The sequence below is a fragment of the Acinetobacter sp. IK23 genome (assembly GCF_035615275.1).
In the GTDB taxonomy this organism is placed as follows: Bacteria; Pseudomonadota; Gammaproteobacteria; order Pseudomonadales; family Moraxellaceae; genus Acinetobacter; species Acinetobacter seifertii.
Genome location: NZ_JANBNX010000008.1, coordinates 38,875 through 56,368, shown reverse-complemented (window position 1 = coordinate 56,368; position 17,494 = coordinate 38,875). Strand labels below are relative to the sequence as shown.

Annotated in this window: 18 protein-coding genes; 6 read left to right on the top strand and 12 right to left on the bottom strand. The window is 36.6% G+C overall.

Going from position 1 to position 17,494, the window contains the following annotated elements; genetic code table 11:
• Nucleotides 1-86: 86 nt before the first annotated feature.
• Nucleotides 87-644 carry a TetR/AcrR family transcriptional regulator gene (locus tag MSG95_RS08235; protein ID WP_077164919.1) on the bottom strand — a complete coding sequence of 186 codons (558 nt, stop codon included), beginning with the start codon at nt 642-644 and terminating at the stop codon, nt 87-89.
• 135 nt (nt 645-779) lie between these two features.
• Here MSG95_RS08235 and MSG95_RS08230 point away from each other — a divergent pair, with 135 nt between their 5' ends.
• Entirely contained in the window at nt 780-1,982 is a 1,203-nt protein-coding gene (locus tag MSG95_RS08230) for an MFS transporter (protein ID WP_213033542.1), read from the top strand.
• A 40-nt stretch (nt 1,983-2,022) separates the two neighbouring features.
• On the opposite strand, the gene MSG95_RS08225 is transcribed toward MSG95_RS08230, so the two are convergent.
• Complete coding sequence (locus MSG95_RS08225; protein ID WP_077164920.1) at nt 2,023-3,174, bottom strand: sterol desaturase family protein; 1,152 nt, start codon at nt 3,172-3,174, stop codon at nt 2,023-2,025.
• Between the two features lie 195 nt (nt 3,175-3,369).
• The gene (locus MSG95_RS08220) at nt 3,370-4,719 is read right to left on the bottom strand and encodes a PQQ-dependent sugar dehydrogenase (RefSeq protein WP_077164921.1); all 1,350 of its coding nucleotides are present in this window, start codon (nt 4,717-4,719) and stop codon (nt 3,370-3,372) included.
• 356 nt (nt 4,720-5,075) lie between these two features.
• Between MSG95_RS08220 and yddG the strand changes: the two genes are divergently transcribed.
• Nucleotides 5,076-5,987, top strand: coding sequence for an aromatic amino acid DMT transporter YddG (gene yddG, locus MSG95_RS08215; protein WP_039251533.1), 912 nt, complete (start codon nt 5,076-5,078; stop codon nt 5,985-5,987).
• 9 nt (nt 5,988-5,996) lie between these two features.
• Here yddG and MSG95_RS08210 read toward each other — a convergent pair whose 3' ends face one another.
• A complete protein-coding gene (locus tag MSG95_RS08210; protein ID WP_077164922.1) occupies nt 5,997-6,731 on the bottom strand; it encodes an aspartate/glutamate racemase family protein in 735 nt (244 codons plus the stop codon).
• Nucleotides 6,732-6,867: 136 nt separating this feature from the next.
• Between MSG95_RS08210 and MSG95_RS08205 the strand changes: the two genes are divergently transcribed.
• The 4 genes from MSG95_RS08205 (at nt 6,868) to MSG95_RS08190 (ending at nt 9,265) form a co-directional block, all read left to right on the top strand.
• Nucleotides 6,868-7,383: a GNAT family N-acetyltransferase gene (locus MSG95_RS08205; protein ID WP_077164942.1), complete on the top strand. Its 516-nt coding sequence runs from the start codon at nt 6,868-6,870 to the stop codon at nt 7,381-7,383.
• A 135-nt stretch (nt 7,384-7,518) separates the two neighbouring features.
• Entirely contained in the window at nt 7,519-8,091 is a 573-nt protein-coding gene (locus MSG95_RS08200) for a nuclear transport factor 2 family protein (RefSeq protein WP_004700757.1), read from the top strand.
• Nucleotides 8,058-8,552, top strand: coding sequence for a chalcone isomerase family protein (locus MSG95_RS08195; RefSeq protein ID WP_077164923.1), 495 nt, complete (start codon nt 8,058-8,060; stop codon nt 8,550-8,552). Before MSG95_RS08200 ends, MSG95_RS08195 begins: the two co-directional genes overlap by 34 nt.
• Nucleotides 8,553-8,569: 17 nt before the next feature.
• Entirely contained in the window at nt 8,570-9,265 is a 696-nt protein-coding gene (locus tag MSG95_RS08190) for a response regulator transcription factor (RefSeq protein ID WP_077162911.1), read from the top strand.
• On the opposite strand, the gene MSG95_RS08185 is transcribed toward MSG95_RS08190, so the two are convergent.
• From MSG95_RS08185 to MSG95_RS08150, 8 genes are all read right to left on the bottom strand, one after another.
• The gene (locus MSG95_RS08185) at nt 9,262-10,590 is read right to left on the bottom strand and encodes a sensor histidine kinase (protein WP_004700750.1); all 1,329 of its coding nucleotides are present in this window, start codon (nt 10,588-10,590) and stop codon (nt 9,262-9,264) included. The two genes, MSG95_RS08190 and MSG95_RS08185, sit on opposite strands and share 4 nt — an antisense overlap.
• Before the next feature lie 29 nt (nt 10,591-10,619).
• On the bottom strand, nt 10,620-11,669 hold the full coding sequence (locus MSG95_RS08180) for an SAM-dependent methyltransferase (RefSeq protein ID WP_077164924.1): 1,050 nt from the start codon (nt 11,667-11,669) through the stop codon (nt 10,620-10,622).
• 8 nt (nt 11,670-11,677) lie between these two features.
• Complete coding sequence (locus tag MSG95_RS08175; RefSeq protein ID WP_077164925.1) at nt 11,678-12,457, bottom strand: DUF1295 domain-containing protein; 780 nt, start codon at nt 12,455-12,457, stop codon at nt 11,678-11,680.
• Between the two features lie 29 nt (nt 12,458-12,486).
• Nucleotides 12,487-13,686, bottom strand: a complete 1,200-nt coding sequence (locus MSG95_RS08170; protein WP_077162913.1) for an SAM-dependent methyltransferase — start codon at nt 13,684-13,686, stop codon at nt 12,487-12,489.
• The gene (locus tag MSG95_RS08165; protein ID WP_077164926.1) at nt 13,683-14,474 is read right to left on the bottom strand and encodes a DUF1365 domain-containing protein; all 792 of its coding nucleotides are present in this window, start codon (nt 14,472-14,474) and stop codon (nt 13,683-13,685) included. The genes MSG95_RS08170 and MSG95_RS08165 overlap by 4 nt, the downstream gene beginning before the upstream one ends.
• Before the next feature lie 25 nt (nt 14,475-14,499).
• Nucleotides 14,500-15,762 carry an NAD(P)/FAD-dependent oxidoreductase gene (locus MSG95_RS08160; RefSeq protein ID WP_077164927.1) on the bottom strand — a complete coding sequence of 421 codons (1,263 nt, stop codon included), beginning with the start codon at nt 15,760-15,762 and terminating at the stop codon, nt 14,500-14,502.
• The gene (locus tag MSG95_RS08155; protein WP_077164928.1) at nt 15,759-16,730 is read right to left on the bottom strand and encodes an acyl-CoA desaturase; all 972 of its coding nucleotides are present in this window, start codon (nt 16,728-16,730) and stop codon (nt 15,759-15,761) included. The genes MSG95_RS08160 and MSG95_RS08155 overlap by 4 nt, the downstream gene beginning before the upstream one ends.
• A gap of 120 nt (nt 16,731-16,850) precedes the next feature.
• Nucleotides 16,851-17,414, bottom strand: a complete 564-nt coding sequence (locus MSG95_RS08150; protein WP_077164929.1) for a lipocalin family protein — start codon at nt 17,412-17,414, stop codon at nt 16,851-16,853.
• Nucleotides 17,415-17,494: the final 80 nt, after the last annotated feature.

Genomic DNA, 17,494 nt, shown 5'->3' with positions numbered 1-17,494 from the left:
AATTATTTAATAAAAAACAAAAACCTATATATCCCGCTATTTAAATTAGCCATTTTCATCTAAAAAAAATGAAGAGACTTATATGCTTAAACAAATAGGCGTTTTAAAAGACTATGTACGTAATCCAAATTTAGTTCCTGATTGGTAAATAGAATCCGAAATAACATGGGTGCAATTACAGTTTCAATAATCTCTTGGTTTGGTATAGTGAACTCATTTCTTAACTTTGCACGATTTTGAATAATATCAAGTTGTTGAATAATTAAACTTTCACACATACGGGCATTAGAATCAGAATTTGATGTATACAGCACATCTCGCAATAAATCTTGACCGACTTCGGAAGAATACTCTTCAAAATATTGTTCAACCCAAGCTGTGATATCTCGTTCAAATGAACCTAAATCTTTAGGTTCCATGTCTGGTTTGAGTTCATCTAAAGCTACATCTGAAAACAGTTGGTTGATATCACCCCAGCGACGGTAAATGGTTGAAGGCGTTACCCCTGCTTGTGCTGCAATCATTGGAATTGTAATTTGGCTTTGCTCGAAATCTTTTTGTAATTCTTTTACAGCATTATGTACCGCAGTTTGTATTCTTTCACTGCGACCACCAGGGCGTAATCCACTAACAACTTTTGCCATTTATAAACTCTGTAAAGGGATAAAAATTTATAAATATTTATATCTATATACAAAATACACTAAAGCTAAAGATTTGCTTTAGTGTCAAAATAATGTATAAAAGCTAAATATTCGCTTTTATGTTATTCATCTTATATGAACAATTCAAGTTCAAAATGGTCAAGAGCTGTTTTTAAATTAGATACTGCAAGTGCATTAGCACTCAATACTATTACGCTCATGACATTTATGGCTGCATCTAGTGCACCAACACCGCTCTATCGCCTATATCAGCAACTCTGGCAATTTTCACCTGTCATATTGACTCTAATTTTTGCAACTTATGCTTTTACCCTGCTGGGATCATTACTGATTATTGGGTCTTTATCTGACTATATTGGACGTCGACCAATCATTATTGCAGCCATTTCTCTGCAAATTATTTCAATGAGCTTCTTCTTGTTCGCTTCAGATGTTTCGATGTTATTTATTGCACGAGGCTTACAAGGCATCGCAACTGGGCTTGCTGTTTCAGCTATAGGTGCAGCAATTTTAGATTTTGGTAAGCTTCATGGTTCACTGATTAATAGTATTGCACCAATGGTTGGTATGGCTGCCGGGATTTTTCTGACCTGTTCTATCTTGCAGCTCTCCACTCACCCGTTACAGCTTGTTTTTGAGTTTCTATGCTTTCTTCTTGTTTGTGAACTTATTTTAAGTTTTCTTACTCCAGAGACAGTCCAAAAAAGAACTGGTGCACTTGCTTCTTTGAAACCAGCGATGGCTATTCCTCCACAAACGAAAAGTGCTTTATTAAGTATTAGCCCAATTAATATTGCACTTTGGATGGTCAGTGGTTTCTTCTTGTCACTTATGCCATCTTTACTGGCAAAAATTTTCCATACTTCATCGGCATGGCTAAACGGTATTATGTTTATGGCGCTCGCCCTTTCTGGTGCAGTAGGTATATTAACGCTTAGAAAGTCGACAAATTTTCGTATTTTATTAACCGGTACTCTCTCAATTGCTATTGGTTCAATCATTTTATTCTTAGCAATTAATCTTACAAATGCAGTTGTGTTATTTCTAGGTTCAATTATTACTGGAATTGGTTTTGGTACGGCGTTTATGGGAGCCATTCGTAGTGTAATGCCGCTGGCTCTTCCAGAAGAACGTGCAGGCCTTATGGCTGCATTTTTTGTGGAAAGTTATTTGGCTTTTAGTATTCCTGCAATTTTAGCTGGATATTTTGTAGGGAAAGTTGGGCTGATGCATACAGCAAATAGTTATATTTGTTTTATTGTCTTACTTTCGCTTGTTGCCCTTTTCATGATTTTTAAAAATTTTAAAAATAAATAACTATATAAAAAAGCCTCGAACTGAGGCTTTTTTTTAACATTTACTGATCACGCCAACGCTTTAAAAAGCGCTTTACATACTTTTTAAATGGCCACATAAACTGTTTTACAAAGCTATTTGGAATTTTATAGCCAACAGTACCATACACGCTCGCCAAGTGATTCGGCATATATACAGTTTTAAATAAGACATCATAGAGTGGAATAAAAGCAGCGTAATTTTTATCAATCGCAGGTTTTTCTGAAGAATGATGCCAATGATGAAATTCTGGTGTTGCGATAAACCAACGTAGATATGGAAAGCGAAAACGTACATTGGAATGAATAAAAATAGCGTGAAATGAAATAAAGATTAAATAGGCAAAAACAGCAGAAGTATGAAAACCTAAAAGAAAAATCGGTAAGGTGGCAATAAAACGAGTCATTAAAACTTCAACAACGTGTAAACGGGAAGATGCTAACCAATCCATATACTCGGTCGAATGATGAATCGCATGAAAACGCCATAAAAAGTTAACTTCATGCATAGCACGATGTAACCAATACACCGTAAAATCGACCACAATAAGCAATTCAATAAACTGTAACCAAATTGGCTGAGCTTGAACGTATGGCACAATTGGATTATCAGGTAAATGCGTAATCCAATATTGAATTGGCATAACCGTTAAGAAGCTAAATAGTTGAATACCAATATGGCTGACCATGAAATATTTCATATCGGTCACCCATCCTACTCTTAAGATCTTTTGTTCAGGATTTTTCGCAAAAAAACCTTCAAGTGGTATAAAAATGAAAGCCAAGATGACTAGGGTAAGTACAAAATAATCAATGCCTGCATAAAATGGTACGCTTGGAATGACTGGAGCATGAATAACACCACAGCCTAATACTGCTGCTATGAGTGCAAAGCATAAACCATAAAAGCCATATCGATTTTGTCGGATGATTGCACTAAATGCTCCAAAACCAGCGCTAATAATAATGCCTGTGATTAGTCCATAATAAAAAAGATTATAGTGCTTTGCATAAAGTGGACGTAACTCTGGGGTTGTCAGCACACTGGGAAACAAAAAACATAAAGCTCCAAATAAGCAAAGTAAGCTTAATGCCATGGATATAAAGGCACTAATTTTTCCTAAACCCGCATTAAGCTCTAAATTTTCAAATCTTGCTCTTAATTGATCGGTCATAATTCATATCAACAATTCTTTTTATCTATACGGCGCATGCTAACAAAATTTAATTATTAATTGTAAAAAGAACCCTATTTAACTCAAACTAAAAGATAGGTAGATAAATAAAACTAACTAATCAATCTAAAATAAGGATAAATTAGTTAGTTATTTTAAAATATCAAAATAATGAAGTCATCAACCGAGTAAAAGCTATTTATTTTTATATGGGGTCTCATAGGTTGTTTCAGCAACTGGTGAAACACGCCAAATTGTATTGCCTACATCATCTGCAACTAACACGGCACCCGAAAAATCTATTGCCACCCCCACTGGACGTCCATAAGCCTTCCCTTTATCACTGAGAAATCCGGTCAAAATATCTTGCGGTGGACCAGAAGGTTGACCACTTCTAAATGGTACAAAAATGACTTTATACCCACTGTGAGGCTTGCGGTTCCAAGAACCATGCTGACCAATGATCGCCCCACCTCTAAATTGTGGCATCAATTCGGCTGCATAAAATGTAAGACCTAAAGAAGCCGTATGGTTGCCTAGTGCATAGTCAGGTTTAATTGCACGAGCGACCATTGCTGGATTTTGTGGTTTGACTCGCACATCTACGTGTTGACCATAGTAACTATAAGGCCAGCCATAAAAAGCGCCATCTTGTACCGACGTCATATAATCGGGTACTAAGTCACTACCGATTTCATCGCGCTCATTTACAACCGTCCATAATTTACCGCTTTGAGGTTGCCAAGCCATACCATTTGGATTACGCAGTCCTGTTGCAAATGGGCGTGACTGACCACTTGCGATGTCAAACTCCGTAATTTGCGCGCGGCCCTTTTCTTGATCTAAACCATTTTCGCCAACATTACTATTGGAACCGACGGTAATGAAGAGCTTGGTACCTTCACGGTTAGCAATGGCATTTTTGGTCCAATGATGGTTTAAAGGACCGCCCGGTAAGTCTAATACTTTAGTTCCGCTCGCAGTAATCTGTGTTTCTCCTTCTTGATAAGGGAAACGTATGAGTGCATCTGTATTGGCTATATATAAGTTATTACCTACTAAAGCCATACCAAATGGTGAGTTTAAGTTTTGAAGAAATACCGTTTTTTTATCAGCAACTCCATCTCCATTGGTGTCACGAAGTAAAGTAATACGGTTAGCACTTGGATGAGATGAGCCTGCCCGTCTCATCACAAACGTCATGATTTTACCTTTAATGCCTTTGCTGTCTTCTGGTTTAGGCGGAGCATCCGTTTCAGCGACCAATACATCACCATTCGGTAATACATAGAGCCAACGTGGATGTTCAAGTCCTTTAGCAAATGCTTTTACCTTTAAGCCTTCTGCTGGTGTTGGCATAACACCACTCGGCCAACCCTGTGCAGGTGCTATATTTACGGTTGGAATTAAACTTGTTTTTGGTTCAGGTAATTTTGGATCTGTTCCATAACTCTCTATAATTGGATATTGAGAGGATGAAGCACATCCTGCAACAAGAACGACAACTGTTGTACCTAAAAGTGGCATTAAAAAACGTATAAGCATCCTTTATCTCCATTTCTTATTTTTCGCAATAAGCATAGGGTAATGCTTTAGAAGAGAGACTTATAGTTTATTTATTTAACTATACTAAGGAATATCGTCCATATTTTTAAACTTTTAATACATAACTAGTGTTTTCTAGACACGCAGATCAATTTAACTATTAACTTCAAAAGCTTCAGACTAAAACTTGGCATTAGGATTTTTACGTAAAGTATTTATGTTGGCTGATAATAACTTATTAGCTAATTTTGTCGATCTCGCCTATTTTTTAATTAAAAATTCCTTTACCCTGACCTACTTTAACTATTTTTAACTTTTACGTTAGCTCAGGCGTTTAATTAAGTTCATTTATTTTTATGTCAAAAAATTTAGCAACACTGATTGGTTTAAGTGCCATCCTGATGTGGGCCTCTATGGTGGGTTTTGTAAAACATATCACGACCGTCATCGGCCCAGATATTGGCATTACACTGATTTACTCCCTAAGTGCGTTGCTACTGCTTATTATTTTTAGAGTGCCAAACTTTAAGTTAATTTCTAAAAAATATTTAATTTTAGGTGCAATTTTATTCATTGCTTATGAACTCTGCTTTTCGTTTGCACTTGCCTATTCAAAAACCGCTCAACAAGCGATTGAAGTAAGCATTGTGAACTACCTTTGGCCAAGCTTGACGGTTTTAGCTTTTGTCATTTTTAAAGAGCTAAAATTCAATGTTTTTATTATTTTAGGCTTAATTATTTCAATTTTTGGCATTATTTTTATTCAGACCGGAAATGGAGATTTTAGTCTAAGTCGAGTTATCGATAACTTTTATAGCAATCCTCTAAGTTATATTTTGGCATTTATAGGTGCCATTATTTGGGCTTTTTACTGTGTGTTGACTAAGAAAATAGGTAAAGGGCAAAATCCTATTTCTATTTTCTTTATTGGCGTTGCTGCGACTTTATGGCTAAAGTTATTGTTTAGTGGCCAAGCTGTTTTGCCATCACTCGATTTAAATACGACTTTATCTCTAGTCTTTGCGTCCACAGCAATTGGGCTAGGTTATGCAGCATGGAATATTGGCATTATTCATGGCAACACCACCATGCTAGTAGTTGCATCTTACTTTACGCCCATCATCTCTTCTCTGCTTGCCATGTTGGTTTTACAAACCGAGTTATCAATCAGCTTTTGGCAAGGAACAGCTATGGTTACAGCAGGTTCACTCATCTGCTGGCTTTCAACGAATTGGACAGTTATTCGTTCTTATTTTAAAAAGGATTAAAAGTTTAGATCATACTGATACAGATTTATCAGCAACAGAATTAGCATTAGTTTTTTGCTCTAAAGCAAAATTGACAGCTTCATTTGCATGAATGGTGGTGGTGTCAAATAACGGTACAGAAAATTTAACATCACCAATCAACATACAAATTTCAGTACAGCCTAAAATAATACCTTCGGCACCTTCCGCAATCAGCTCCTCTACCACGGTCATATACTTTTGTTGTGACTCTGGCTTAATTATGCCCAAGCATAATTCGTCATAAATAATGCGATGCACTGTTTTACGACTGGTTTCATTTGGAATAATCACATCAATGCCATGGTTTTGTAATCTGGCTTTATAAAAGTCTTGTTCCATAGTGAAAGCTGTTCCCAATAGTGCAACTTTTCGGATATTTTGACTTAAAATTTCTTTCGCTGTGGCATCAGCAATATGTATAAAGGGAACCGCAATCGCCTCTTCAATTTGAGAAGCTACTTTATGCATAGTATTGGTACATAACACTATACAATCTACCCCAGCTTTCTCTAAATTCATTGCTTGCTGAGCTAAGTATTCGCCTGCCTCTTGCCATAAACCTTTCGATTGTAAAGCGGCTATTTCTTCAAAATCGATACTATTTAAAATGACTTTAGCTGAATGTAACCTGCCTAATTTGTTCTGAACTGTTCTATTAATTTGTTGATAATAAAGCGATGTAGACTCCCAGCTCATTCCACCTATTAAGCCAATCGTTTTCATTCGTTTCAATCCTTTTATTTGATCTATTCTTTATAGCCATAAAAGCTAAACATGACTAGAAGGAAATTGCTCTCTCTATTAAATCTATAAATTGTTTTATAAAATATATTTTTTAAAACTAATTAATAAAAACTTTATGTTAGAAACAGACCGCTTAATCTTAAAACCATTTGTTCAAGAAGATTTATATGTCGTCATTGAGATGTTACAAGACAAAGATTTTATGGCTTTTTCACCTTATGGTCACTTAGCACCTGAAGCTGCAACGACTCGTTTTTTTGAAATATTAGAGCATTATAAAAAGTATAATTTTGGCAAAATGGCTGTGGTCTTAAAAGATACTCATCAAATTATTGGTTATTGTGGGTTTGAAACTTGTGAAGTTGATGGCAAAACAGAAGCTGAACTAGGTTTTAGACTTATTAAAACTCAACGAAATAAAGGCTATATTGTTGAAGCTTCACTTAAGTTACTAGATGACATGAAAAATCGAAATTTTAAGCATGTGATCGCTTTTTCAGAAAAAGATAATTTACCTGCTCACAACCTATTAAATAAGCTTGGTTTTGAAAAAACCAACTCATCTAGTTATATGGATGTTATCTTCTTCAAAAAAGATCTATTATTTTCTTCACAAGTATTATTCCTATAGAAAACTTTAAGTTAATGAAGATCTATTTGCTTTAAAGAAGCCACCATTAAACGCACATCAAAAAATATAAGAATTCACGCAAATTTCACGACAGCCTCTTTAATTTAACCTTATAAAGTTGGCTAGGATTCATTCATGAAAATTATAACTACTGCCTTAGGGCTGATTACCTTAGTAGGTCTAACAGCATGCAAAAGTGTGCCTAGTTATTCAGGTGATTATGGCAAAGCCGAACAACAAATTACTGGTGTTACATTAAATGACGAACAAGCACTAGAGATTGGTAATCACTTTGTTGCTGCGTTTAACACTTTGGGCACACCATCCTTTGTAAGTAATGCAAGTAATCTTTATGCAGATCAGCTCTATATCAACGATACACTCTCACAGTTCTCTCAGAAAAAAGATTTGATTAAACACTTTGAGGGTATGAACACACGCGTCAGTAATGTCACAGTCAAACTCATAAGTGCAACTCATCATCAAGATAGCGCTTATATCCATTGGTACATGACCTATGACTTTAAAATGCTAGGACGCTCGAAAACCATGGCTTCTTACGGAATTAGCCAAATCAAAATTAATGATCAACAGAAAATCATTTTCCAACAAGATTTCTGGGATCCAGCAAACGGTCTTTATCGTTCTTTACCTGTATTTGGAGGAGTTTATAAATGGATATTGCCGTTCAAAAAAGCCGAATCTTAATACTTCTGGGTATTTTAATTGTATCTCACGCAAATGCGGCTGAACTAAAGAAATGTAGTTCAGCACCTTTAACGGTAACGAGTCAAAAAGTAGGAAATGTCAGTTACTTTGCTGAGGATTGCTTAAAAAGCTGGCAAAACCAAAGCATAAAAATGGATTTTAGCTATAACCGAGATATTCCCGAATGGGCATTTAAGCGGGCGGCAGCACACTATTTGAAGAAAAATATTAGTGGATTTGATGCAAAATCTCCACTTAATCATATTAATGAGCTTTATAGACCAATTAAGAGCGGAGATTTATATAGTCTTTATTACCAACATGAAAATCAAAAACTGGAGTTAAAATTAAATCAAAAACTACTAGGTTCTATAAATAATCCAAATGCAAATCAATATTTTAAAATCTGGTTCGGTAGCGAACCATTTAATGCTAAATTAAAACAACAACTATTAAATTAATGGCTTAATAAAATCTTATGGGTAATCACTTTATCCTCATGGTTGAGGACCATTTTGAACTGGCGGCAACAGTCTGTGAATTTCTTGAAGTGCATGGTTATGTCATCGATCATGCACGTAATTTAGATGCAGCCCGTTCTTTTCTAAAATCACAGCACTATCATCTTTTACTTCTTGATATAAATTTACCCGATGGTTCTGGTTATGATCTCTGTAATTGGCTACGTACCGAACAAGGGGTTGATATTCCAGTGCTGATGCTGACAGCCAGAGATACGTTAGACGACAAACTTAAAGGATTTACTGCTGGCACAGATGATTATTTAGTTAAGCCATTTGATTTTAATGAATTAGTGATGCGTATTCGTGCCTTAATTAAGAGAGCTGCGGGTGAAGTCGCGAATCATAAAATTCAGATTCATGATTTAATTCTTGATAGCGCAACACAAACTGTAATTCGCGCTGGAAATAATATTGAATTACCACCTATTCAATTTAAACTATTAAAAATTTTGATGCGCCAGTCTCCGAAAGTGGTTACCAAGCAAGAGCTTATGATGGAGCTGTGGGGAGACGAAGAACCTGAAAGTGATGCTTTACGCAGTCATATTTATAACTTAAGAAAAATGGTAGATAAACCATTTGACCCTAAACTATTACACACAGTAGCAGGTGTCGGTTTAAAGATTGCTTTGGAAAATTCGGCCGATTAACTTAGATATACCACAACAATTAAACCTGTTGCTTGTTCTAAGTCTAATTCAGGATGTGTAGCTAAATAGTATTGCCGATCAAACAGTTCGACTCGCCATCCTAATTGTTTGCAAAGCTTCTGTACCAGTTGCAACCCAATGCCATGACCTTTAACTTTTAAAGAAAGCTGTGAATCGCTAAGCTCTTGCACCTTCACATCATTAGGTAAAGAAATTCCTATACCATTATCAGCAATAATCAAACTGTTTTTTTGCTGAATAATATCAATTTGTGAGCCTTGAGAGTAATTAAGGGCATTGCGCAAAATATTACCTAAAACCATTTTGGTCATAGAAGGATATAACCAGCGCGGTTGTTCTGCTGAGTCTGGGTGAATATGAATATGTATCCCCTTACTCTCACTCATGACTTGCAAGCTTTCGACTAAGTCTCGCACAATTTGTGATAGGAAATTTTTTTCCGATGGTAGGCTTTTTACTGTATTACGTGCAATTGCGAGTAAAGTGTCGACTAATAATTGCATATCTTCAATCGTATTATGAAGTCGAACTAAGGCTTTATCATCACCGTATCTAGCCTGACAAAGCTGAACATTACCCTTTAAAATCGTAAGTGGAGTACGAAGTTCGTGACTTACATCTCCAGTGAACTCTCGCTCGCGTCGAATAAACTCACTTAAGACCTGATGATATTTTTCCAAGGCTTGTTTCAGATACTCTGCTTCCATATTGCCATTGGTATTTATATCTTTAAAAGGTGAAGCTTGTGTATCTTGATGTGCCCAATCAATATTTTCTAATGCATTTGCCAAACGGGTAATTGGGGAAAAATAGCGTCTTGCTCTTCGGTTTGACCACCATAAAAAACTATATAAAACAGATAAACTGAACATCAGTGGAGCAAGTCCAAATAACCAAATCAGCTTATTGACGTTACTCTCACCAAATACCAAAAGTACATGCTGTCCATTACGCTCACCGTATACGGTCATACGTTCTTTACCATCAATAAAGATTCGATGCACCCCACTCTCTAAATGCATATCTTTAAAAGGTTGAGGTGCTATCTGGGTATTCCACCGATATCCATATAAGTTTTTAGTATCTGGCAAATCTGCATTCGGGTTACGATCTATACGTAACCAGTAATGTTCCATTTCCTGTTCTAAAGCGGTTTTAAGCAAAGAACCCTTAATTACCCAAGCACTACAAGCCAACCCGACCACAATCGATAATGCGATTAGAGCAATCTGCAACCAATAATATCGATTGAACATTTTGGCTAATGGATGGCTAGATTTACCATCGCGTCGAGTTCTTATCATATCGTTATCGCCGGGATAGGCTGTAGAAATTACAAAGGTCTCTTTTTAAATAAAAAGTGACCAATGACCCATTCTTGTCCTTGCTCAAACCCAAAAAGTTCAGCACAAGCCATGAAAAAAATACGCCAGCGTTGCCACCAAATATTGGCATCTTTTCCATAGATTTTTTTAAATAGCGGTTTAAGTTCTTCCTCTTGATTGTCCATATTATCAAGCCAAGCATTCGCTGTTCTCATATAATGCTCACCTGACCACTGCCAGTGTTGAGCCAGTTCTAAATGCTCTTGAAAATGTAGAAATGTGGAAGTTGAAGGCATTAAACCGCCAGTAAAGAAATACTTGGACATCCAATCATAGTCTGATTTTACTTCAAAAGGATAATGCAAAAAGCGATGACAAAAAATATGACACCAGAGTAACCCATCTGGCTTTAACCATCCCTGAATTTTTTCAAATAGACGTTGATAGTTCCGCACATGTTCAAACATTTCGACCGATACAACACGATCAAATTGGCCCTTGTCTAATTCGAGTACATTTACATCACAAGTGAGTACTTCAACATTGGTAAGCCCTCTCAACTTTGCTTGCCCGAGAATATGTTTTTTCTGAGTCGCGGAGTTTGAAACAGCCGTAATTTGTGAGCGTGGATAATTTTCCGCCATCCATAAGGTTAAAGAACCCCAGCCGCAACCTAACTCTAAAATGTGTTGTCCGTTTTTGAGTTGTGCTCTTTCACAGTAAAGCTGAAGTGCCAACTCTTCTGCCTGATCTAAAGTTGTTGTTTTAGTTGGAAAGTAACATGCACTGTATTTAAGCCTTTTCCCAAGTACTGCCTGAAAAAACTCGGTCGGTAACTCATAGTGCTGTTCATTTGCTTTATCTGTTTCTACAGCAATTTCACTCTTTTTAAGTAAATTAAGAACGTCCATATAGCGCTGTGCCCCTTGCTCAGGGTCATAACGGCCTTCTTGAATTAAGCGCTTTTTACTTAAAGCACGAATTGCGGCTCTAATTGCATGATCTGGAATCACACCACTTTCAACAATTTTTAGAGACTGATGAACAATAAAATCCATATGAGCACCTATTTTTTTGGTCTTCGCGGAATAAACATTGAAGTTCTTTGTTGATAATCAAGATAATTTTGACCGCGGCTTTTGATTGCTTGTTTTTCACTAAATGGAATACCCGTGACGTAGTATAAAAATAGCCACATCAACACAGGATAAATCCACAATAAATATTCGTCTGCAGCTAAACCAATAATGGGATAGGCAAACCAATGTAACCATTCAAAAAAGTAATTTGGGTGTCGTGAATAACGCCATAATCCTTGATCCATGGTTTTGCCATGGTTTTGCGGATTTAACTTAAATCTGTATAATTGCTGATCGGCAAGCTGCTCACCTATGAAAGCAATCGCCATAACTACAGCTGCAATCACTAAAGCGATTTTATATTCACTACTCCATAGGCCTGCTTCTACGTTCAGCAATGTCCACATCGGTAAAAAGAACAGAAACACTAAGAATGTTTGAAATATAAAGAATAATAAAAAGCCAAAATGCTGGAACTTACCCATGGCCTGACGCATATTTGCATATCGACCATCTTCTTTTTGTTCAGACTGATAACGTCTTAACAGGTGCCAAAATAGTCTTAAAAACCATAGACCGCTAAACACGCCGATAAACAGCCTTACTTCAACTGGAGGAACTGAAATGAGTAAAGAAGACACAATAATATTAATTGCCAGACAGAAACTCCAAGCAGCATCTACTATTCCAGCACGACCATTTAGAGTTGCAAGTAACCAGCTTATCAACATGATAAGTAAGTCTAGAATGAGCAAATTCCATAACATGTGCTGTCTCCTTGCTAAAGGTGTTTGAACTAGTAACTGGTACTTTCAAACAACAAGTGAACATTGCTTATCACGCCTTCTTTAAAACCGCCCTCGCAATAACATAAATAGAAATCCCACATGCGAATGAAGTTTTCATCGAAACCTAGAGCCAATACCTCTTCCCTTGCAGCTAAAAAACGCTCTCGCCAATGATGAAGTGTTTGCGCATAACTTAGACCAATGTCATTTAAATACTTTAGCCTTAAACCACTCTCAGACGCGGTTTGAGTTAATACACTCACACTCGGAATGAAACTACCGGGAAAAATATAGCGTTTAATGTAGTCAACAGTATTGAGTGCTTTTTTATAGCGAAAATCTTCAATGGTGATGGCTTGAATAAGAGCCAAACCTTTAGGTTTTAAAAGTGCTCTACATTGATCAAAATATGTCGATAGATACTGTGCACCAACTGCTTCAACCATTTCAATTGAAACCAGCTTATCGAACTTACCTTCGAGCAAACGGTAGTCTTTTAATTGCACATCAATACGATGTGCTAAACCTGCTTCATTTACGCGGGTAATCGCTTCATCGTATTGGGCTTGCGAAATAGTAATAGTAGTCACTCGGCAGCCATAATGCTGAGCCGCATAAATTGCAAAACCACCCCAACCACTTCCAATTTCCACCAAGTGATCTAATGGTTTTAAATCCAACTTTTTACAGATAATTTCTTTTTTTAAATCTGATGCTTCTTCGAGTGTCATATTTTCATTTTCAAAAACGGCGCTCGAATACATTAAAGATGGATCTAAAAATAATTTAAAAAAATCATTGCTTAAGTCGTAGTGCTCGGCAATGTTTTTACGGCTACCACTTATAGAGTTCTTTCTATTTTTATACCAAGCTTTAAGAAAAAACTGGCTCGCTTGGGCAAACATATTTTGATTAAGCTGGTCTAATACATCTCGATTACGCGCCAAGATCTGAATCAACTCTACAAGTTGCTGGCTGCTCCAATCTCCACGGATATAACCTTCTGCTGCACCTAAAACGCCATTTTTTAAAATGAGATCCATCAACAAAGGATTATGTACTTCAACCACAGCATGCAAATCTGACACTTCACCCACCGTACCATTCCATGCACCCTGAAAAGTAATCTGCCCATGACGTAATTTGAGAAGGCTTTTGAGTAGTAATGGTAGTGAGTCATCTTCACCATACAGAAATGTTTTTATCATGTCTTATCTACCTTGATCTTTTTAGGGTGACGATAAAATGGCACTTTTTTTCGCCACAACTTAAATGCCTCTAAATATATTGAAAACAGCATTTTAAAAGGCGCCAAGCTGTTATTAACAGCATATCGATATTGTTGTGAAGGAAATGTGATGGGTATAAGTTCAAAGCGCATAGTGGCGTCAAAGACTTGATTTTGTTTTTCAAAGAGCTGCATATGAATGACATTTTGTTGATCTGAAAAGCTAAACCGCCAACGGTAAATCAATTGCATAGGCATAAACGGCGAAACATGAAATGATTTTTCAAATTTAAAATCGAAACTTTCATAATCCTTTATGTGACTATATTGGTTCGTACAATCATGAACATAAACTTTTCGTTCATTCCAAGGGGTGTTGGTAATTTCACTAACAATAAATACAGGTTTTCCGGTTTTAGTTAGAACAAAATAAAATACGACCGAGTTAAAACGAAAACCTAAACATCGAGGTAAAGCCAATACTCTGATTTGCCAGTCTGGTCGGAAATGTGAGTTGTTATTTTGAAGTATTGCTTTCTCTACTCTATCCCTTATAGAACCACGATGCATATTTAAAAAATCATTTTCAGATAGTTTTAGTACATTCCAATGATCGGTAGACCAAAGTGAGCAATCTTTTGAAATTTCATTTAATTGATCTGGATTGAACCACAAATAATTTAAAGTCGAAGTGAATTGGTGCTCTTTAGGGCTATAACGTCTATGACGAATAAGTGCAGGAGCTATAGCAAGTTTATTTAATAACATTTGAGAAGCCTCCTGCTTTTAATATTTATAACGCTAAGATTTGCTCTACAACACGAGCTGCACTACGGGCCCCATCTTCATGAAAACCCCATCCCCAATACGCTCCACAAAATGAAGTACGATTTTGTCCATTAATTTCGTGCCAGCGTGACTGGGCTTGAATTGCTTTTGCATCAAATACCGGATGACGATACTGACGTTCCACCAAAATATCCTCGGGTTTAATTTTCATATTTGGATTTAAGGTAGAGAAAATTTGAGTTTTGCAGGATAAGTTCTGCAAATTATTCATCCAATATGTAAACCCGTAATGTATAGCGGACGTATCATTTTCAACTTGTGATGTTGGCGTTACATGTACATGCCAACTTGCCCACTGCAAACGGCTTTTAGGCATAATTGAAAGATCACGGTGAACTACCATTCGATTATCTTGATAACCAAATTGGCTTAATATTTCTTGTTCCAGAGATGACGCATCTTTTAATAAACTTAGGCTATCGTCAGCGTGGCTTGCAAAAATGACCCAATCATATTGTGATTGTCCTTCAACGGTTTCAATCAACACCTTTTCTTGCGAACGGCTCACAGCTTTTACTTCAGCAAACTTCCATTCAAGAGATGGGCAGTTCTTTTGAATCGCGCGAATATAGCTTGCTGAACCGTGTTTAACCGTTTGCCATTGCGGCCGTTCTTTTAGCTGTAACATGCGATGATGCTGAAAAAAGCTCACCACAAATCGATATGGAATTTGACCTACTTGCTCAACCGGAGCCGACCATAAGGCACCGCACATCGGATAAAGATGCTCATAACGGAACTCATGACTATATTTGTGTTGGTCTAAATATTCTTCTATGGTTAAAGTAGGCTCAATATCTGCCACATCTATATCTTTATTATCATCATAAAAACGCAGCAAATCTGACAACATTTGCAGAAATTTTCGGTTTAAAAAGTTCTGCGGACGGGCAAAGAGCGACCATTTTTTTGAAGGGTTATATTGAAGCCCACTCACCAGATTATTTACCGAAAAACTCATATCGCTACTTTGAGTTTCTACACCTAATTTTTTTAGCATATCGGTAAATAACGGGTAGTTATAATCATTAAACACAATAAAACCACTATCTACCGCGACTTTAGCACCATCTATATCCAGCTCATGCGTGTCAGTATGACCACCAAAATAGTTATTTTTTTCATATACCGTAACCTGATGTTGTTTTGACAATTTCCAAGCGGCATAAAGCCCCGATATACCTGAACCAATAATGGCAATCTTCATAACACTTCCCCATTTTCAATTTTTTCTATTGGTAGATCTTTAATTTTTTTATATTGGTAAACTTTATTCGGTACGGGTTTTAAACCCCATACCAAACCAAATAAAGACATGATTTTGAGAATGTAAAAGGTGATATCAATCTGCCACCAATGAAAACCTTGTCGTACACTGCCCGCGTAAAAGTGATGGTTATTGTGCCAGCCTTCGCCTAGCGTAATTAGAGAAAGTAGAAAGTTATTACGGCTATCATCTGGGGTATTAAACTCACGTGAACCATAGCGATGAGCAAGCGAGTTAATACATAAAGTTGCATGAATTAGAAGAACAGTAGAAATCACAAATCCCCACACTAAAAGTTGTAAGCCATTTGTCCCTAGTTCGGGATGATGTCCAGCTAACCATGAACCTAAACCATAAATTGCCAAAGCCGTCAGAATCACAATAGGCAGACAAAATCGATCAAGCAAAATTAGTTCTGGATACTTCAACCAGTCTTTAATGACTTTTTTTCGAGTGGCAAAATTTTGCTCATTTAAAAACCAACCAACATGTGAATACCAAAAGCCTGCTTTCGCTGAATGTGGGTCCTGATCGGTGTCGGTAAAGTGATGGTGATAACGGTGATGCGCTGCCCACCATAATGGTCCGCGCTGCGCGCTCATGGTTCCAATGAGTACAAATATAAATTGAACTATACGTGAGGTTTGAAAAGTTTTATGCGAAAGATAACGGTGAAAAAAAGCGGTAATGGCAAACATACGTATAAAATAAAAACCGAGCATAAAGATCACAGCGAACCAAGACACGCCGACCCAAAATGCAGCCAAGCAAGCGATATGTAATAAAATAAAAGGAATAATTCTTAACCATTGAATTTTCTTCTCAATGACATATTCGCTAGACGTATCCATTTGCGCATTTTCTGAATCTGACCAGCTATCGATCCAGCGTAGAAAAAATTTAGACATTGATTCTTCCTGATCTAAAGCATTTCTTTTCTGTTTTTAATTTAGAAAATGCGCAATGAATTTTGTGTGAAGATCTTAAAATTACGAATAAAATTTAAGATCTTCTTCATCAGTTATTTTCTATTTAGACTGTGTAGTTTTAACAAGTTTAGAAACATCATAACCATACTGTTTCGCAGTTTGCAGATAAGACTGGTATGTCGCTTCATCAAGTTGAGGGCTACGAGAAAGAATCCATAAATATTTATTGCTAGGGCCACCCACTAAAGCAACCTTATAGTCCTGATCTACTCTTAAAACCCAATAATCACCCTTGGTAAAAGGAATCCATCTGAGGCCAGAAGGTAAAAAGCTCACCTTTAATTTACTGTTACCTTCATTTTGCGGATAAGCCACACCTTCAGATGAAATCATTTCACCTTTTTTATTGGTACAGCTATTTAATACACCTACGGTTTTGTCCGCGTTAATAGAATAGTTTGCTGTTGTATTGGCTACACAATTACGCTGAAAAAACATAGGTAAATGTGCAATTTCATACCACTTACCTGCGTATTTATTAATATCAATAGACTCAACCGCGACAGGTTTGGTGTTGTTGTCTGCATACGTACTAAAAGGAAGCGCTACACTAACCATAGCAAGACCAGTACTCACAACAAGTGATTTAAATGATAATTTCACAATGATCCTCCTATATTTATTTAATATGCTTAACCATACTCCAGAGTGCTGTGAAAAAAGTGTGAATTTTAAAAATTAAT

Coding starts and splice junctions, on each gene's coding strand:
- MSG95_RS08235 (WP_077164919.1), bottom strand. CDS start 644: ATGGCAAAAGTTGTTAGTGGATTACGCCCTGGTGGTCGCAGTGAAAGA.
- MSG95_RS08230 (WP_213033542.1), top strand. CDS start 780: ATGAACAATTCAAGTTCAAAATGGTCAAGAGCTGTTTTTAAATTAGAT.
- MSG95_RS08225 (WP_077164920.1), bottom strand. CDS start 3,174: ATGACCGATCAATTAAGAGCAAGATTTGAAAATTTAGAGCTTAATGCG.
- MSG95_RS08220 (WP_077164921.1), bottom strand. CDS start 4,719: ATGCTTATACGTTTTTTAATGCCACTTTTAGGTACAACAGTTGTCGTT.
- yddG (WP_039251533.1), top strand. CDS start 5,076: ATGTCAAAAAATTTAGCAACACTGATTGGTTTAAGTGCCATCCTGATG.
- MSG95_RS08210 (WP_077164922.1), bottom strand. CDS start 6,731: ATGAAAACGATTGGCTTAATAGGTGGAATGAGCTGGGAGTCTACATCG.
- MSG95_RS08205 (WP_077164942.1), top strand. CDS start 6,868: ATGTTAGAAACAGACCGCTTAATCTTAAAACCATTTGTTCAAGAAGAT.
- MSG95_RS08200 (WP_004700757.1), top strand. CDS start 7,519: ATGAAAATTATAACTACTGCCTTAGGGCTGATTACCTTAGTAGGTCTA.
- MSG95_RS08195 (WP_077164923.1), top strand. CDS start 8,058: ATGGATATTGCCGTTCAAAAAAGCCGAATCTTAATACTTCTGGGTATT.
- MSG95_RS08190 (WP_077162911.1), top strand. CDS start 8,570: ATGGGTAATCACTTTATCCTCATGGTTGAGGACCATTTTGAACTGGCG.
- MSG95_RS08185 (WP_004700750.1), bottom strand. CDS start 10,590: ATGATAAGAACTCGACGCGATGGTAAATCTAGCCATCCATTAGCCAAA.
- MSG95_RS08180 (WP_077164924.1), bottom strand. CDS start 11,669: ATGGATTTTATTGTTCATCAGTCTCTAAAAATTGTTGAAAGTGGTGTG.
- MSG95_RS08175 (WP_077164925.1), bottom strand. CDS start 12,457: ATGTTATGGAATTTGCTCATTCTAGACTTACTTATCATGTTGATAAGC.
- MSG95_RS08170 (WP_077162913.1), bottom strand. CDS start 13,686: ATGATAAAAACATTTCTGTATGGTGAAGATGACTCACTACCATTACTA.
- MSG95_RS08165 (WP_077164926.1), bottom strand. CDS start 14,474: ATGTTATTAAATAAACTTGCTATAGCTCCTGCACTTATTCGTCATAGA.
- MSG95_RS08160 (WP_077164927.1), bottom strand. CDS start 15,762: ATGAAGATTGCCATTATTGGTTCAGGTATATCGGGGCTTTATGCCGCT.
- MSG95_RS08155 (WP_077164928.1), bottom strand. CDS start 16,730: ATGTCTAAATTTTTTCTACGCTGGATCGATAGCTGGTCAGATTCAGAA.